This is a genomic window from Deltaproteobacteria bacterium, from assembly GCA_018668695.1.
Lineage (GTDB): Bacteria > Myxococcota > XYA12-FULL-58-9 > XYA12-FULL-58-9 > JABJBS01 > JABJBS01.
In genome coordinates, this window is the sequence record JABJBS010000006.1 from 1 (window position 1) to 18,838 (window position 18,838).

At 51.7% G+C, this 18,838-nt stretch carries 6 protein-coding genes and 1 tRNA gene; 1 reads left to right on the forward strand and 6 read right to left on the reverse strand.

Features of this window, described 5'->3' with window-relative positions; genetic code table 11:
• The 4 genes from HOK28_00240 to HOK28_00255 form a co-directional block, all read right to left on the reverse strand.
• A partial coding sequence (locus HOK28_00240; protein MBT6431487.1) for a histidine kinase occupies positions 1-845 on the reverse strand: 845 nt, incomplete at its 3' end.
• Positions 842-1,501 carry a GTPase domain-containing protein gene (locus HOK28_00245; GenBank protein MBT6431488.1) on the reverse strand — a complete coding sequence of 220 codons (660 nt, stop codon included), beginning with the start codon at positions 1,499-1,501 and terminating at the stop codon, positions 842-844. The genes HOK28_00240 and HOK28_00245, both read right to left, overlap by 4 nt.
• 94 nt (positions 1,502-1,595) lie before the next feature.
• Positions 1,596-3,059 carry a 30S ribosomal protein S12 methylthiotransferase RimO gene (gene rimO, locus HOK28_00250; protein MBT6431489.1) on the reverse strand — a complete coding sequence of 488 codons (1,464 nt, stop codon included), beginning with the start codon at positions 3,057-3,059 and terminating at the stop codon, positions 1,596-1,598.
• Positions 3,060-3,226: 167 nt separating this feature from the next.
• A tRNA-Leu gene (locus HOK28_00255) sits at positions 3,227-3,311 on the reverse strand.
• Positions 3,312-3,571: 260 nt separating this feature from the next.
• Here HOK28_00255 and HOK28_00260 point away from each other — a divergent pair.
• Positions 3,572-4,288, forward strand: coding sequence for a rhomboid family intramembrane serine protease (locus tag HOK28_00260; GenBank protein ID MBT6431490.1), 717 nt, complete (start codon positions 3,572-3,574; stop codon positions 4,286-4,288).
• 13 nt (positions 4,289-4,301) lie between these two features.
• Here the strand turns inward: HOK28_00260 and HOK28_00265 are convergent, their stop codons facing one another.
• On the reverse strand, positions 4,302-17,969 hold the full coding sequence (locus HOK28_00265; GenBank protein MBT6431491.1) for a hypothetical protein: 13,668 nt from the start codon (positions 17,967-17,969) through the stop codon (positions 4,302-4,304).
• Between the two features lie 232 nt (positions 17,970-18,201).
• A partial coding sequence (locus HOK28_00270; protein MBT6431492.1) for a diguanylate cyclase occupies positions 18,202-18,838 on the reverse strand: 637 nt, incomplete at its 5' end.

Below are 18,838 nucleotides of genomic sequence, written 5' to 3' on the forward strand. Positions count from 1 at the left end.
CGCGATAAATCTAAAACTTGGCCAATCAGCCCTAATAAGCTCTCGCCTTTTTCCAAAACAGTTGAAACATACTTGCCTTGGTCTTGATTGAGATCTCCAGCGAGGCCATCAAGTAGCATTTCGGCGTAACCGATAATACTCGTCAAAGGCGTGCGCAGCTCGTGTGAAACGGTTGCGATAAAGTTTGACTTAAGGCGGTCGAGTTCCTGCAAGCGGCTGTTGGCATCTTTTAAGTTGCGGTTTGATTTTTCTAGGTCCTCAAATGCTGCGCCCATACTGGCAATGTGCATCTGGCTCGTCAGGTAGTTTTTGTAACTTGTGTAAATAAGCACATCGAGAACTTTTCGGATGTTCTTTAAGACCTTCGTGACAACCTGTTCCGATGCCCGCGGGACTTTGTTTAAGTGCGAACCTAATATTTTAAGGCTCAGTTCAGGCTCATGTTGCGACAAGGCACTTGGAGGCGCATGCAAAGACTGAGGTGCATAGGGTCCGAAAATAATTCGCCCTAAAACGCTTCCTTCATGAATCACGGGGAAAATCTTGTACCGCAGACCACTGAAGCAATCGATGCTTACTGTCTCACCCGTATCCGTGAGCTCGCAGGTTTTAATCTTGTTCACCAAACGTGTGCACTGAACTTTTGTGGAATGGACGCTAAAAAGGTACCCGCAGTGGTCGCCAGTAGAGACACGTACGTCTGCTAAATTTTTACCTCGGCCATCCAAGACGTGAATACCGATGCCATAGAGTTCACTGAAACTACGGCAAACTTCGCGAAATGTTTCGACGTCTACCAGACGCTGGAGCTCGATCGGTTTATCCATTCCTAAACTACTGGTCATGGCTGATTCCTAGCGGCGCCAAACACCCCGTTTAAAAATTCATGAGATGATATATGAAATTTGCGTTCGAAATCGTGCTTACGATTGAGATCGATAAAGAGCATTTGCAACAAGCCATGGAGAGTTTCCAGTACGCCTTCTCCTCGAATGGCAACAGCTTTAAATAAAGGCTCGTTGCTTTTCGCCGCAATCATTTCGAGTTCCTCGTCGGAGCGTATACCGGGTAAATCTCGTTTGTTGAATTGGATGACGGTTGGAAGTGTATCCGGGTCAATGTTGTTGTCTGAAATATGCTGACGCATACCCTGCCAAAATTCACCATTGGCTCGTGCTTCCGAAAGCTGGCTATCGCCTACAAATACGACACCATCGGCCCCTTGTAAGACGAGTCGGCGCGTGGCCGCGTGAATAACCTGCCCGGGTACCGTGAAAAGTTTTAGCTTAATGCGGTAACCAGAACGAGATTTGATGAGAACCGGTAGAAGGTCAAAAAACAACGTTCTATCATCGGCCGTATCCAGCGTGGTCAGACGGCCGCATACACCACCGCCCAGCAGATTATGAACCGCCTGCAGATTGGTTGTCTTACCGCTTAGAGGAGGTCCGTAATAAACCACCTTTAAAACGATTTCTCTTTGAGCCCCATTGAATTGCACAACTTTACCTTATCCGGTCGCCTACCTACGGCGCAACGGATCCGAGTTCAAGCAATGTCTTTTGAAAATTAGAAAGGAAAATTAGAAGCTAAGACTAAGCGGGATCTAGGATACCACCCACCAGGTCATAGTCTGTGGTTTCTTCTACTTCGATGGTCACTAAATCACCGGGATAGGCCATGCCATCATTGATATACGTGACACCATCGATATCAGGCGCTTGGCCGATATGGCGGCCCTGAAGCAAAAGCTCAGTTTCCTCGCTCACGCCTTCGACCAAAACTTCGACCTTTTTACCGATCCACGCTGCCTGCTGTTCCTGCGAAATCGCTTGCTGCAGACGCATCAGATGATCTTTGCGCTCCTCAGCCACGTGGCGCTCTACCTGATTTTCCATCGTCGCCGCCGGTGTGTCTTCTTCCGGGGAATAAACAAAAACGCCCATTCGCTCGAAACGAATCTCTTCAACCACGTCGCAAAGCTCTTGAAAGTCTGCATCGGTCTCACCGGGCAGGCCGGTGATAAAGGTTGTCCGTAAGGTCAAATCGCTGATGCGCTCGCGCAACTTACGCAGCAACGCCAAGGTGCTTTCGCCGCCTTTACCACGTTTCATATTGCGAAGGATATTATCAGAGATATGCTGCAGCGGCATGTCCAGATACGGAAGAATATGAGGCGAATCTGCCATCGCATCCATCACTTCTGTGGTCAGACCTTTCGGGTAAGCATAAAGTGAGCGGACCCACATCGGTCCGGGAGTTTTCTCACCAACCTCATGAAAAGCCCGGAGTAAACTCGCTAGGTTTTCCTTGTCGCCACGGCGGTCGTTCCCAAAGGCGCAAAGATCTTGAGCAATAAGGTTAAATTCCGTGGTCCCTTTGGCTCGTAGCCCCTCTACTTCATGCATGATGTCCGCAATCGTTCGCGATCGTTGAGGACCTCGTAGCTTGGGAATGATGCAAAAAGCGCAGGTATTTGAACAACCTTCGCTCACTTTTACGTAGCTCATATAGCCCGGAAGTGAGGCGACTCGGGGTGAAGCTGAGCCAAGCTGGAAGTCGGGATCGGGAATATGGATGTTTCGTTCGCCCACCTGCTCATCGTGGCGAAAGGGAACAAGCTTGTTCTTTCCTTTAAGCCGAGGGTGATCGTCAACAATCTGGAGAAGCCCGCGAGGTTTGGGCGGCATCTCTGAAACCGCACCGCCTTTTAAGACCTGAGCAATCGTATGGAAGTTTCCGGTTCCCAAAAAATGGTCTACTTCGGGAAGCTCTTTGGCCAGTTCCGGCGCATAGCGCTGGCTTAAACAACCGGCAACAATCAGCTTTTTGACGTTACCCTCTTTTTTAAGGCCTTCCATCTCGATGATGGCGTCTACGGATTCCTCTTTAGCTGCATCGATAAAACCACAGGTATTTACGACCACAACATCGGCATCTTCAGGAGAATCCACGGGCCGATAGCCCTCTTCGAGCATATGACCGAGCATAACTTCGCTATCTACACGGTTTTTGGGGCACCCAAGCGAGAGCATATGAATGGTTTGCTCTTGTTTCATCGTGAACCTCGTCTCAAAAATAAGCCTGCAGCCTGTCGCCGCGCGGCACCCTTACAAAACGCAACCCGGCGTGTCTACGTCAAAGTTCTACAAAATAGCAGAAAACTCTTTGAATTTCAGCTGTTTGTAGTGATCTTAATGGGTTTGAGTTCGATGGAGAGAGTTTGTGGTGCGGGCGGAGGGAGTCGAACCCCCACAGATTGCTCCACCGGAACCTAAATCCGGCGCGTCTACCAATTCCGCCACGCCCGCAGCGGCACGGGACCCTAAATGACTTTAAAATCACATTCTGTCAATAACTTAGATGCATCTAATCGAGCGAAGGGCTTGAGCCACGCTAAACAAACGGATTATGAATTCATCATGCGCCTGTGTATCTATACTGCAATATTGATGTTCGCCATGAGCGCGTGCTGGTGTGGATCGGACGGACCACCTCGGCCGGTTCAACCCGCTCCCGGAGCGCCAGCACATTGACAGAGCCATAACGGCTCCTATTTTTGAGAAAGATTATGTCCAGACAACCCGTACAAAATTTCTTCGATGGGCTCCCGCCAACCGGGCGAATCACCAAATGGTTTTGCATCGCCACCGTGGTCATTTCGTTGATCGGGTCGCAGACTCAAATGCGCCTGGGTTTGGGGATCGATAATTTAGTGTTCAACGTCGATGCTGTTCTTAATCTCGAACTGTGGCGCCTCATCACCTACCCATTCGCCTACCATCAACCTTTCGGCCTTGTGATTGGTGTTTTCGTATTTTGGCTCTTTGGTAAGCTCTACGAAAAAAGATGGGGTGAAAATAACTTTTTTAAATTCATTGCCTTAAGCGGTATCGGAGCTGCCGGGCTTGCCATCCCACTGAGTTACTTGGTCGACTTTTTTCTTCCCTTTAAAGATTACGGGACAGCCGAAGGTGCCGGGCCCATCATTGACGCCATTTTAATTCATATGGCCATCATGGAGCCCAACTCAAAAATACTCGCTGGCTTCGTGCTTCCCATACGTACAAAGACACTTGTCTTTTGCATTCTTGGTTTCGATATCGTCACAGGGCTCATGACCGGTGCAGCCGGACTCAGCACCACACTCGGCGGTATTGTGATGGGGTATCTCTTAACGACAGGTAACTGGCGCCCAACGCGTATCAAGGCCGAGTGGGACGTACGTACATCACCGAAACGCCGTAACCTTTACGTCGTTAAACCACCCGATCAAACTCTGCATTGAAATCAAAAAAGAATTAGCCCCGGCGAGGAAGCGTAAGACCGAGTGCCTCACGTAACTCGAAGAACTCTTCGGAAGTGGCATAATCCACCAAGTCACGTCCCTCAGAAGAACCATGCTGAAGCGCGCCGCGCCCATCATCGAATAGAGAATCTCGCCCAGACACTCGAAGCAACGCATTGATCGCTTCTTCCACATCACCACTTAGCGTCAGTGCAACACGGTTCGCTGCTTTAAGCGTGCTGAGCTGAAAAGTCTCAACATCTTCAAGAGTTGCTTTCTCCACATAGTCACGAGCGACTGTCATTAAGCGCTGACGCTCCTCTGGCAAGAGAGCTGCTCCAATTTGAGCAGCTGCCCGGCGAGTTTCATCGCGCATTCCCGGAGGCTCCAAAGTATCGTCGACAGCCATCGCCATGGCACCAAGTATACTTTGCAAACCTTCAGCTGAGAGACGGCTACAAAGCGTGTGACCCTTCCGGTACAACTCTGCTGCTCTGGCCACCAAGAAAATTCGCTCGCCATCGGCGGCATCCGCTGCAAGAGTAGAACCCAACAAAATCGCCGGTCCGGCATCAAGGGCCATTTCGCACTCGAAGCCGCCACCTCTCCAGAGATAGATACCGCGGTGAGAAAGCCCCACGGTTTCCAAAGTCTGGGTGAGAATTAGCGCTCGCTTGTCCGTTGGCTCCATTCGGTCACGGTCGGTCACACCTCGGAGCTGCATTTCCCCTCGCTGCAACGCTTCGGCTTGACGGGCCAATGGATTCATCAAAGCTGCAACCAAAGTTGAGCCTGCTGGAGGCGGTGCTATCTGCATGCGCTCGATGTCTTTAAGCGAACGGGCTGCAACCTTAGGCCTCGCCCGGCGACAGGGAACAATGTAGCCCCGTGCTTCATCATCGCTTGGTACAATCGCCGAAAGCGTTGAGTAATAACCATAGGCTCTATCCACATCACCGATTTGGCCGGATAAACGAGCCAAAATTCGAGTGACTTCAGGATCACGGGCCATCGTCTTAAGAATGCCCCGATAGACATCACGGGCTATCGGGTACGTGTTCTTCTCTAGCGTGTATTTCTCAGCGATGTCGCGAGCAAGTTCCCGGTCATCGCGAACCATATCGTGTGCTCGCTCAAGCCACTGCTTGGACGCTGCCCCATCACCCACTTTTTCACGGAGGGTGTACGCAAGTTCATAGGCCCGGCAAATTCGTTCTTCTAGATTTTCTACGGCCGGAATCAGGTCGGATTCAATCTCAGCAAATGCCCTAAAGTCACCGGTATCGCGGGCCAACTCACGGCCTTTATCCTTCACTTCAAGGTTCGTTGGGTCGTATTCCATCGCCTTGGTATAAAAGAGGCGCGCACTTTCCAAATCGCCGCGCTGGTCCTGATATACCTGAGCTACCTGTGTGAAAAAGGCAGTTCCAAGCTCATCTGGGTCGGCTGCATTCATCAGGTTTACGGCCGTCGCAAGATAGTTTTCCCAATCTTCATCGTCTCGGTAGTATTCAAGAAGACGGTTCTGAAGGCCTACATCGTTGGGTGATAAATCTGCAGCTTTTCGCAGTGCGGAATCCGACGCTTCCGCATCTTCAAGCTTGTCTCGATAAATGAACTGCAGATGCTCAAGATGCTCGGTTCGCTGGGCACCTGAATCGGCTCGCTCCAGCTCCTTCTCGCCCAATGCCGCCGCGTCTTCCCAGCGCTCTTCACGTTCAGCAATTCCTCGTAATGCGCCAACGATCTCTGAATCTTTGTCATTGAGCGCACTGGCTTTTTCAAACCATTCACGCGATCCGGCGAGGTCATCGTTCTCCAGGGCCAATTGGCCGAGTCTGCTTTGCACTCTAAATTTCAGGCGGTTGTCAGCGCCATCGTCTAATAGTAATTCATATGCCTTCAGCTCTTGCTCGAGAAGCGGGGTGTCACCGCGTGCTTCTAAGATCTCAACGCGAACCTCACGGGCATCACGATTGGTTGAGTCATGCTCGAGAATTTCAACAGAGGCGTCTAAAGCTCTATCAAATTGCCCGATATTACGAAGTGCAACGACAAAGCGGGTGCGGTCCTCAGTTGAGATCTCAGCTCCCGAACGTAAATACGATTCAAGGTATCGCGCACTCTCTTCAAAACGCCCTTGGGTAAAATACAAATCACCCAATCCGGCCATTGCGCCTGCACTGTTTTCATCCCACTCAAGGCAATTCTCGAAAGTTTTTTCAGCGCGGTCCAGCTCGCCCAGCTCGTCGCGGTACAGCTTGGCAACGTCGAGACCAAGTTGAACTTTTTCGGCACCGTCTTCTACAAAATCATATTGCAGTTCTTTAAGAGCAATCAGGCCTCGATGGTTTTCTTCTTCTAGAAATGATGCGTTCAAAGCTTCAACGGACACGACCGGCAAATGGTCTGTGGCGGCGCGCAAAGCTTCGCGGTGAGAATCAAGAGACTCAGAGTTACGACCCTGACCCGCAAACGCTTCACCCAACATCGCGTGACCAAAAGACCGTGCTTGACCTTCGTAACGCAGTGCCAAAGCGGTGAAGTCATCGATGCGCTTGGCGACTTCTTCAACGATAAGCTTGCGGTCTTCTTCGCGGCCTGCATACGAAGCCAAAGCCCCGGCATCATAGAGGTCGCTGACCAACACATCTTCTTCGTTCAGCAAAGGGAGAAGCATAGCCAGAGCTTTTTCTGGGTTGTACTCCGAAGCCCAAATACGAGCAGCTTCGCGGTGCAACTCGAGAACATCTTCTTTGTCGTATTCCCCCGCGCTTAAGAGAGCTGTCTCGATCTCCTGAACCAGTCGGGTTGGGTCACCGGCGGCCCGAGCCAATTCCAAACGAATTTGACGAGATGCTGAAGAATCCGGATGGTGCAATACAACCCAGCTTTGGATTGCTTGAACAGACTCATCAGCATCATGCTCGGCATAAATGCCCAGGAGTTCTAGAGCAACGGCCAGCTGCTCGCCCACTGGAATACGTTCATTTGTGAGCAGTCCCTGCGCTTCAATGAACCTCTCGAGAGAACAATACCGGCGCGCCAATGTTGTTGCTTCTGGGAGTCTTCCAGGCTTAATCTCGAGGCAAAGCTCCAGACAATCGACGTCTCTTGGGTACTGAGGGATGTGCTCTCTGGCCAACACAGCCGCGCGCGCGGATGTCTTATAAGCCGTCTCGCCTTTTTCAAAATGCTGAGCCCGCATCATTAGTAAATCAACGGCATCTTCAAAACGGTCCAGTCGTAAGCTTCGATCTAAACACTCAACCAAAAGCGATTTATTCGTGGGTTGAAGCTCAAGCAAGTATCGATAAATATCCAGAGCTTCTTCTGGTCTACCCAAGATTTGGTAAATCTCGTCCAAACAATCGGCGAGCAGAATATTGGGATGAACCTTGAGGCGCGACCGTACTAAATCGAGACCTGCTTCGGCCGCATCAAAATCTTCGGCCAGTTGCTGAGCAAAGAATATTGTGAGTTGGTCTGCTTCCGCGCCATCCCGAACGACCGACAGTCGTTGAGGAATCCGCTGCGTATATGTTTCATAATCTTTCTTCAGCCGGGCAATGATGAGCGACCGGTCAACATACTCTGCATCGCGATCGCCGCGATCGTATAGATGGTTGAGAGCTAGATTCTCAGTGTCTAGATCTTCGATCTCACGGTAATACTTGCTTGCGACCTTAAGCCGCTCAACCATATCTACAGGATCCCAAACACTGTCTTTCTTCTTCGCCTCATCGAGATACCACTTGGCCAGTACCGAACGATCTCCAATCTGAATAAGTGCGCGTTCACGTGCCTGAACGAGGTCTCTCGACTCGCCGAAGTTAAGCCCCGCTTCCGCTGCCGCCAAAGCCTCGCGTCCGCGGTCGTAGTCTAATCGTAAATTCGCAAGCTCAAGCCGGTGGGCTTGGTTTTGGTGCAGATCCCAACTAGGGCTACCACCCATTTCTAAATAGGCAGCCAACGCATCGGCCCGAGGCGCGCCGTCTAATAGCGTCAAGCCTTGCTCGAAAACCTCGCGCTTGCGGAAACCAGCATCAATGGCAAGTTCAATCACTCGCGCGGCATCAAGCTTTTCATCGGCTGCACAATAACCGTAACACGCCTCAAAATAGAGACGTCCCGCATCGACACCTGTTCGAGTTTCAGCCAATGCTTCAAGCATTTTGGCAGAGCGAAGCGGATCAATCTCAGAAATCAAACTGGCTAGTCGAAGCAGCTCTTCATCACTGGCTTCACCAAGGTCGGCCAATTTCGAAAGTGTTTCAGCCGTTTCTTCAAAAAGTCCTTGGCTCTCTTGAATCCGAATCAAGTGGCGCAGATAAGAAACCGACTTCTGAGGATCACTTTCGCTATCAAGAATCTTGTTGATGATTCTTTCTTGAGCAACCCAATCTTCACGTTCAAAGGCAAGCTCAAACGCATTCTCTAGCTGGCTGACCTCTTCGCTATGCTCTGCCGCTTTTTCCAAGAGTTCAAGCGCCAAGTGGCCATCATCGAGTTGCTGTCGAGCAAGTTCCGCAGCGCGCTCAAGCATCTTGCGAGCATCTTCTTTGTTGCCTTGGAGGTCGAGAACCTGAGCCCGAGTGACCAACAAGTTTACCAATTTCTCAAAGCGCTTTGTACGGGTTAACGCAATATCAAGGTCATCGAAATACCGAGGATCGGTACGATAAGCTTGTTCCAATGCTTGGATTTCTAGGTCGGCTGAGGAGTAATTTTGAGCAAGCTTAGCCACAGACAACAATCGCTGACCATCAACTGAAACTCGTCGTGCCGCATCTGCCAGAACCTCTATGGCCTCTTCGCCTCGCTGCGCCGACCAATAGATTTCGGCCAGTGCGATAAGGAGGTCAAAGCCACTTTCATCGGGAAAGGAGACGAGGCCTTCCGAGAGCCGACAAACCGCTTCTTTGGCTTCGCTCATCCGGCTGGCGTCCAACCAATCTTCAACAACCCTCGGCGCAATAAGCTGTGCTTGTCTCAAGAGATCTTCGGCAACCTCACGTTCATCAAGCTGCCACCAGCGAACACTTGCCTCCGCGCGGCACCAATGAGCTTGCTCTGAAGGTGCACGCACCAGCTCGCTCTTTAATGCTGCGGCCGCTGCTTGAAGGTCAGCTCGGCGGGTTTGCTCACCTGCAGGCCAAGCTAAGTTGGCCCAGTGTTCGTCACGGTCTTCCACCGAGAATTCATCCAGGGTGTCGCAAACATCGCGCCAGCGTTCGGACTTTTCGTAAATACGTGCGATTCGGGTAAGCAGAACTTTCGGTTCACCATCGTTTTTCGCCAGGCGTGTGTGAAGAATAGTAAGAAGCTCCGCAGACTCTCCGCCTTCTGACAAAGACTTCTCTAAGAGCGACTGTGCACTGTCATCTCCCAGGGCAAGCATTTTGCGAGCAAGCTTAGAAACTGCTGGGTAATCGTATTGCGCTTCTTCTTCTTCAATCCGCGTCTGCAAGACATCCATGTAGAGCGCATCGCTTGGGTCCAGTAATTCCTCAAGCGCTCTCGCTGCCTGATAAACCCAAGGTTTATTATCAATGCTTGTCGCCGCCTCATACACAAGACGCGCATCACCCAAGTCACTTAGGTCTGCTACATTGAATTGCTCGGCAACCCAGATGGAATCTCCAAAGGTGTCACCGCCAACGCCGCTATCAAGCATTTGCCGGAAGGCATCGAGTCTTAAACGGTGAGGCGCGTCTGGAGATACGCTACCTGCATACTCAAGCATCCATTGACCAAGACTTAGGCCTCGGTCGGCATCGCGAAACGGCCCCCGTGCCATAGCCCAGATTGGCGTATCGTCCGCACCTCGGTCCAATGCTCCTTGCATATAAAACCGGGCGCGGTCGAGTTCACCTTGAATCAGGTGGTGACGAGCAGCTTTCAAAAGGAGCTCAGGATCAACTCCATTGAGCCCAGGTAAAATATCGTAGAGATGTTCGTAATCGCCGGCCTCTAAATAGAGTTCAGCCAATTCTCCAAGCTCTGATTTTTCGGGTGCTTCAATCTGCGACAGGGCTTTAATAGCTTGCTGAGAATCATCCGCTAAACCAAGCGACAACTCAGCGACGCGGCGCCTAAGAGCATCACGCTCAGAAGTATCTACCGCGGCATCGATAAGCTTCCAGGTCCATGAGACCGCCTGCTGATAGTCTCCCCGTTCCATGTACCAATTCACGAGTTCTTCAATGAGCGGGGTTGGCTCTTGGCTTCGCGCAATCAAATCCTGAGCAAGCTCTGGTCGTTCCAAGTCGTAAAGTGATACACGCATAGCGCGGCCAAAGCAGACCTCGCGCTCTTCCTGCAAGCTTGATAAATCAGCAAGACGAAGCAACCAATCCAAAACGGCTTCATTATCTTGCGCAGCTGCAAGGGCATCGATGTAAGATTGCACCAAGGGTGCCGGGCGATCCGTCAAGTCAATCGCTCGCTCGACACACGCAAAACGAACCGGCTCGGCCAATGCATACTCTACAACGTCAGCTAAAAGCGGTCGGCGAGGTGCTTTATCTTCAGTGAGTTTAGCCTGTTCTAACATCCACTCCAGAGCACTGTCGCGCTGCTCTTTGGCCCGTAGATAATCGATCTGTGTGCCTACGAGCGGCAGCTTTTCATCTGCAAGTTCGATCGCACGTTCCGCCGCATGGACATCGTCCAGACGGTCCAGAGCAACCCCTTGCATCTGAGCAATATAGCCATCACGAACATGGCCTCGAGGGACATTCTGCGCCAGCTCTTCGTACCACCGAAGTGCTTCTGCAAACTCAAAGTTATCCATCAAGTGTTCGACAAGTCGTTCAATCAAAGCGACCGGATTTTGGCTCTGCCCAATTGCGCGCTGGGCCGCTGGCATGTCATCTGCATCACCGATGGCCAAATCAAACATTCGGCGAATCCAAGGGTTGTTTGACGCTTCACGTGCTGCCAATGCCAGTTGTTCAGTCCATCTCAGGGCTGAACCAAATTCACCGCGCTCTAAATACCAAGCGACCAGCTTTTCAGTCAGGCTCGGATCAAGATTGGATGCCAATACGCAACGCTCAGCATCTTGCGGACGGGCTGCTTCTCCAAGAGCCAAGTCGATATAGCGGTGACGGTAAGCGGTTTTGCTAACTTCATCGTTTACGCTTTCAACCAAACGCTCGAGCCACCGTAGAGCGGCCGCGTATTCGCCGCGAGATTGATGAAAAAACACGAGGCGTTCGATAAAGGCTGCGGGCTCAGGGCTCAGCTCAATAATGCGCTCAGCCGCAACAGCGTCAGCAAGTCCGTCGAGTAAGAGATCTAGCAACCGGTGGGTGTCAAAGCCGCGTCGCTCTTGATCTGTATCTTGCTGAACGAGGGCTTCTTGCCAGCGGGCAGCCTGGGATATCTCTCCACGCTTAGAGTGCCAGTCAACCAGCGCCTCAATAAGCGGCCGTGAATTTGGAGCCAGGGCGATAGCTCGCTCGGCACCCTTGGTATCCTCAAGCTCAAGGCACAACTTAAACAAACGGTCGGCATAATTTTGCTTAGCTCCGTCGAGTTCTGCACCTTGTCCAAGATATTCTAGCCAAGTGACTTGGGCGCTCGGGTTGTCGGTCTCTTCCAAGTAAAGAATGAGTTCTTCGACCAGCGGTGTTGGCGAATTCGAAAATGCGATAACGCGTTCGGCACTTGCCAGATCGCCAGCAAGTCCAAGAGATGCCTCAAGCATACGCGCCAAGTACGATTCGCGAATCTCTTCTTCCTGAGATTCCTGAGCTAAGAACTCAAGCCACTTAATAGCGCCCAAGAATCGCTCTTGGTCCAAGAGCCTCTCGATGAGTGCTTCAACAAGGTCGCTCGGCTCTGTGCTCAGTGCGATCGCACGTTCCGCTGCCGACTCATCGTCTGCTCCGTGCAGCGCCAAATCTACCAAACGGCGAAGAACAGATTCCCGTTCCGCACCCGGCTCAAGAATTCCTGCGAGTTTCTCAAGCCAAGCAAGTCCTTCGCCGTAACGGCCCTTGGCTAAGAGAAAGTCTACAAGCTCAGCGACCAACGGTGCCTTGCGGTTTGAAAGCTGGATTGCCTTTTCTGCGATGGCTGGCTCAGCAAGATGAACCAAACCAAAATCGAGTTGCTGGGAGAGGATAACCTCGCGCTCATCTTCGTCCGTTGTCACAGCTAGAAGACGGCTTAAATGTCCGACACACGCGATGTAATCGGCGGCAGCCTCGTCATACTCTAAGAAGGCATGAATAATGGGGCGCGAATCAGATGCCAGGTCAAAGGTGCGCTCGGCCGCGATACGATTATTGGCTTCACCGAGGCCAAGCTCAACCATACGCATCAAGCAAGCATCACGGGCTGCGCCTGAGTCGGCGACCGATGCCAATCGCTCTAAACGAACAAGTGCTTCATCGAAACGCCCGTTGGCCAATAGAAAGTGAACAACACGTTCACTCGCTTCAAACGTATGGATAGAAACAGAAACAGCTTCGTCCGCCAGTTCAACATCTTCTGCGTGATCTAGAGCAATATTGAGCATTCGCTCAACAAAGGATTCACCAAGCTCTGGTGTTGGAGCAAGAGCATGCAGACGCAACAACCAATTCACACATGATTGGTATTCGCCGCGCGCCAGCAGATAACTGATGTATTTCTCAATCAACTCCGAAGGTTCGTGGCTTAGCTCAATGGCTCGCTCAACGCTGCCGGGTGCATCTGCCTTCTTAATCGCAAGATCGACCATGCGATAGAGATGCACTTGCCGCTGAGTCTCGTCATGGGTGGCCAAGGCCAACCGCTCTAACACCAAAAGAGCTGCTGGAAAATCAGCAACCTTGAGATGATAATTCAGAAGCAATTCAAAAAGCGGGCCCTTGTTGGAAGCATGTTCAATGGCACGTTCGGCCGCGCCCACATCACTTTGCTCGTCCAGAGCCAGAACGGTCCATTGCTCCAAGCGGTGAGCTGTACCTGAATCCTCTGGCAATGCCTCAACAACAGATTGCAGCCAGCGCATCGCACGGGTTACATCGCCGGTATCCACATAATACTGAATGAGCTGGTCAGCCAGTTCGGCATTATCACGGAGCTCGCCAAGAGCTTGCTCGGCAACCCTTGGACGACCCGTGTGAACCAGGGCCATCTCTCCCACTTTGACAAATGCATCGTAACGCTTTTGCCCTTGAGGTAAGTCGTCAGCCAATGACCGCTGCCACTTCAGAGCATTATTATAATCCTCGATATCGCAGTAGTACTGGACAAGCTTTTCGGCAATCGCCAGCTTATCAACAGACTTCGTGTACGCATCTTCAGCTACACCGGGCGCCGCGCAGTGGTCGAGCGCGATATCTACCATACGGGTTAAGCATGATTCACGCTCATCGTCACTCTCGAGTTCCGTGTAAAGCCTTTCTATCCAGGCAAGTGCTTGATCGTAGTCTTCAACTTCCCAGGCTCTTGAGATTAACTTCTCAAAGAGCGGTGCGGGATCGGGAGCACATTCTGCGGCCAGCTTTAAAGTTTCGGTGGCAACTTCTTGGTCACCGCGCTTTTCAAGTAAAGCGAAACGCTCGAGTAAAATCTCTAAACGCGTTTCACCATCACGAGCATTTGCCCAATTGAGGAGCGTTTGCGCGGGGTCTCCGAAGTCGGAAAACTCGGAGAATAGAGTCGTTAATGTACGGTGAGGAATATCTAAATAAGTAAACGTCTCAACGGCGCGCTCAGCCAAGACAATGGCTTCTTGGGGCTCTGCCATGTCTCGAGCAAGTAAGTCGACAAGTTCCTTAAATCGTCCATCTTCTACATCCCAGCTCTTGTCTAAACTCGTCCTTAAAAGAGTAACAAGACCGCGATTCTCGGAGAGCTTTCTCAGCAGTGCAAGCAATTCACCTTCGTGCTCACCGGCGTCTCCCATTTCCAGGAGGTGCCATATGACCTCACTCGCCTTTTCATGACGGGCCAGCTTCTCGTAGAAAATAGTCGCACTTTGAATACCCCAACGCAGAGTTTCCTCAACGTCTTCACCATGACGGGCAAAGTCCCAACAAGCCTCAGCCAAAAGCTCATATTGCTTGTCGTCACGTAAGATTCCAACAATCGCGTCACGCGACTGGCGGCCAAACTCAGTGTCGTGCAATTGCTCATTACAGCGCTTGTACCACGCCAGTGCTTCTTTACCGTCGCCAAGGTCTTGAGCGTAAAGTTGAGCCAGCTCAAAACTTAACGGAGTCGTTGCGAAATAGGCACCTACTTCATCTTGTAGGAGTCTTAAATCAACAAGTTCCTGAAACTCGCCAGCATCTCTTAGGGACTGACCCAAGGATGCAACCATCGGCATACTTTGCCCAGGGAAATCTCGGGCATACGCGGCGGTCAGTTCTTCGAGCGCCGGTGGGCGAAGCTCGGAAGCCAAGCTGATGATTCGTTCGTAGCGCTCAGTTAGTAGGTCAGGAGCGATGCTTCGGGGCTGGCGGTGATTCGTAAGATACTTCAACCCATAATCTAGGGCTTTAAGATAATCTTGAGAGCGGTCAGCGTCGCTGCCTAGGTAATCATAGGCCAAAGCACTGAATGGGTTGTGCTCCAAAAGCTCTTCGCAAGTTTGAATCGCAACCTCACGAGAGTGGTGAGTAATGCGCAGCCGAGCCAGTCGTTCGTAAATTTGCGGGATGTCTGCAGGCGGCGCCACCTCAAGCTGCATCAAGAGAGATTTCTCAAGCTCTTCCAGATCACTTGCTTGATTGGCCAATACTTCAAGTGCCATTGCTGCAGGGTAGGCACTGTAGCCGCGCTGTCGAACCAGGCGCTCATAAATCTCAACCGAGCGCTGCACTTCACCGGTGGTTTCCCAGATTCTTGCGGCACGCATGTAAAGAGACTCGGCATCTAGGAGCTGGCCTCGAAGGGCCCAGCTTTCCAACCGGTTCCCAAGCTCAGCATGACGACCCAGCTTAGCAAGCAACTCTGTGAGACGAAGACAATCCGAATCGGTGTACTCTCCAAAGTCGACAATGTGACCCAAATGGAGCGTCTCCGATTCATCATCACCTACATGGCGACTCAAACGCGCAAGTTCTGCATGGATATGCTGCGTATCTTCGTGCTCGGCACCAAAGTGTTCCAGCGCCTTGGAAAGCGTTAAGATAGCTTCGCGGTAATCCCCATTGTTTTCTTGAAGTACCGCAAGCAAACTCCAGGCATCGCTGCGCGTGGGGTCTAGCTGGGTTGCATCTTTGAGATGCACCAGAGCAACGGAACGATCACCGAAGTCTTTGGAAATGCGGGCAGCTTCAAAATGCCAAGCCGCTAGCTCAGCAGGCTCACCACCAGCCATCATTCGGCGATTGAGCGCATCCAACATCACGGGGGCTGGCTGAGGTTCTTGGCTTAAATCCAAGAGTGCGTCGGCGTATTCGATATTGGACGGGTCTGCGTCTAATAAAGAAGAGAGTGTCTCAATTTTTTGCGACGGCTCCCCGCCCAAGTCCACGAGCAAGTCATAGAGCTGTGCGTAGAGTTCCGCTTGGCGGGAGGTTTCCTCTTCGGCGTCAGCGGCTTGACTCAATCGCTGCTGAAGCGCTTGTGTGTCTTGCTGCATTTGCAAAATGGAAGAGAGTAAATCCAAAGCATCCGCGTGCGTAGGCGCATCATCCAAAATCGCTTCAAGGTGACGCCGCGCAGACCGCACTTCGTTGAGCCGGTCATGGAGAATCTTCGCACAATCAAAATGCAAACGCTGACGAACGGAGTCATCGTCACTTGCTTCCAGCAGCGACTTTTGGACTTCGACGAGGCGTTTCCAGCGGTTGGCGCGCCATAACAAGGGACCAATGGCTTCTAAAGTTTGCTGATGGCCCGGTGATAAAGTGAGGATGCGCTCATAGCAATCGATAGCTTCCTGCTCACGCCCGTCCAGTTCTTGTGCAATCTTGGCAAGTTCTGTGTTTGCGCGAATGGCATCCACGCGCTCAGACTCATCGCCGATCACTTCGGTTAGAGTTAGAATATCTTCGAAGTACAAACGAGCCTGCTCAAGATCTCCTTGAGCCTGTGCCAACTCAGCAAGTCGAAAACGAACGGGCCGGTGCTCAGGCAATACCTTTAAAATGCGGCGGTAGTACTCACTGGCTGTGCGGCTATCGTTGAGCTGCTCTTCCCAGAGGCGACCAATACGCAAATAAAGTTTTGCGACGTCTTCTTTACGATTTTCGCGTGTGGCCTCTTCGGCCAGGCGTCCCAAATAAACTGCAGCACGCGCTGGTTCACCGCGAGCGGCGAAGGTCTCCGCAAGACCCAGGAGTGCAGGTTGATAATCGGCTAAGGTGCGAAGTGCCCGCTCATAGCTCAGCCGGGCCTGCTTGTAGTCTTGTAATCCATCTCGGCAAATAGCACCCAGTTCACAGAGAATATCTGCGCGCTGAGTAGGCTCAAGTTCGAGCCGAGTGAGCCGCATACCGACCTGTCGCGCTTGTGACCATTGCTCTTGTCGAACGTGGAGCCTGAAAAGACCCTGGTGAGCCAGTACGTTGGACCGGTCTTTATTAATCGTTGCTTCGTAATTGGCCTGGGCATCAGCCGGATCAACTTTTTCCGCCACCCGCGCTGCGGCCAATTGGCTGCCAACCTGTCCATGCTTGTCCGAAGCTTGGGCACTAAGCTCTGAAGCACGTGTTAGGTACTTCTCTGCATCCGCCCATTCTTGAGAGTGCTCGCTGAGCGCGGCCAAAGTTAGACACGCTCCGATATGCTCAGGCTCTCGTTCTAAAATCTCACCGGCTAAATCAATCGCATTTTGAGCGTGACCGATGCCGGCCGCGCCAAGGAGCAATAAACGGTCTTCAACAAAACGCCCACCTTCACCTCGGGTCCACTGCTCCAGATAGCTTTCGTAAGCAGCGTTGTAATCGCCTTGGCCCATCAATGTTTCGGTGTCACGCCAGAGAGCGATTTGCTCAGCTTCATAGACCGCTGCGGATGATGGCTCACGCGCAATAATCTTGCGAGTCGCAGGCTCCACGTCGCGGCCAGCAATCAATACGACCTGGTCGGAACCGGTCTCCACGGCGACCAAAGCCGCATCTTGTGTATCGGGAACTTTCCAACCCGTTCGAGGCATCACAAAGCGAAGGAACTGCTCAGATGGACGACACTCCCAAAGCCCAGGCTGCTGGCTCGTAAAGAGCTTAATCGGGAGCCCCTCGGCCAAATATTGGGGCAACACGGGTGCTGGCAGCGGTAAATAACCATGAACCTGAATGTTGTAAAAAACCAGAGCCACGCTGTCTTGGTCTTGAACGAAAGGGGCCGCCTGGAAACTCACAGGGGTTACAACACCGTTACATGCAAACTGGCCGCCAAAGCTTAGGTGACCTGATTCAATGCTCACACTAAGCTGACGAAACCCCCGTGGAGTCTCTGGGTCGGTGGCAACTTGAACAACATCGTTTAGAACTCGAGCCGGTAAGCCTACCACAAGGTGCTGCAAATTGAGTCGGCGAGTCTTGAAGGCGTCGGGTCCGCCGGTGATATCAAATGGGGAGTCGAGATTAGGTACTTCTAGTTCAAGTATTTTGAGCTCAAGTAGTCCAATGGGCCGGTTTTTGGCGCAAAGCAGTCCGGTCCCGTCCGCAAGCTCCAGTGCGAAACCGAGTGTTAGATCCGGAGACAGTGGGTTTGCACGTCCCAACATCGTTCCAAAGTCCTCCTTTGACTGCCCGTTAAACCTCCAAGTAACTGAAAGTAAACAGGTTTGTCATTTGCCGACGTATCTTCAGCCTGCACCCATTTCAAAAGTAATGGGTCACGCACGCACACTAAAAAGACGAACGATCTTTTTACAACGTACACCCGTTTGGGTAACGCTGCGAATTTCCGGCAAATTTCAGGAAAGCTTCTGGTTCAGAAGTAAAAGGAAAGGAAACTTAGGAGTTTTTGTCTAAAACAACCTGATTACGACCACTGTCTTTAGACACATAAAGTGCTTCATCGGCGAGCTTAATCAAGCCGGCCAAATCGCTCACGCCCTCTTCCCGGTCCGGGTAAAAGGTCGCCACACCGAGGCTCATGGTAACACCCAACATTTCACCGTTGGCTTCAAAGCGAGCTTCTTCGATAGAACGCCTGCACCGGTCGGCTACGACAACAGCGCCTTCACCATCTGTCTCAGGTAGGACCATCGAGAATTCTTCACCACCATAGCGGCCGCATGTGTCGTGCCCACGAAGTGTCTCTTTAAGAAGCTGAGCCACCGCAATCAAACAGGTGTCACCTGCTTGGTGTCCGTGAACATCGTTAAGCTTCTTGAAGTGATCCAAATCGCACATGACATAGCTAAGTGGGAACCCGTAGCGCTTGGCGCGGTCGAACTCGCGCTCAAAGCATTCCATAAAATAACGCCGGTTTGGTATTTGGGTCAGCGGGTCAATTCTGGTGAGCTCTTCAAGCCGCCCATTTTTTTCACGCAGTTCATCCTGAAGAAGCTTAATCTTTATATGAATGCGAACCCGCGCCACCAACTCCTCTTCATGAAAGGGCTTGGTGAGGTAATCAGAGGCACCC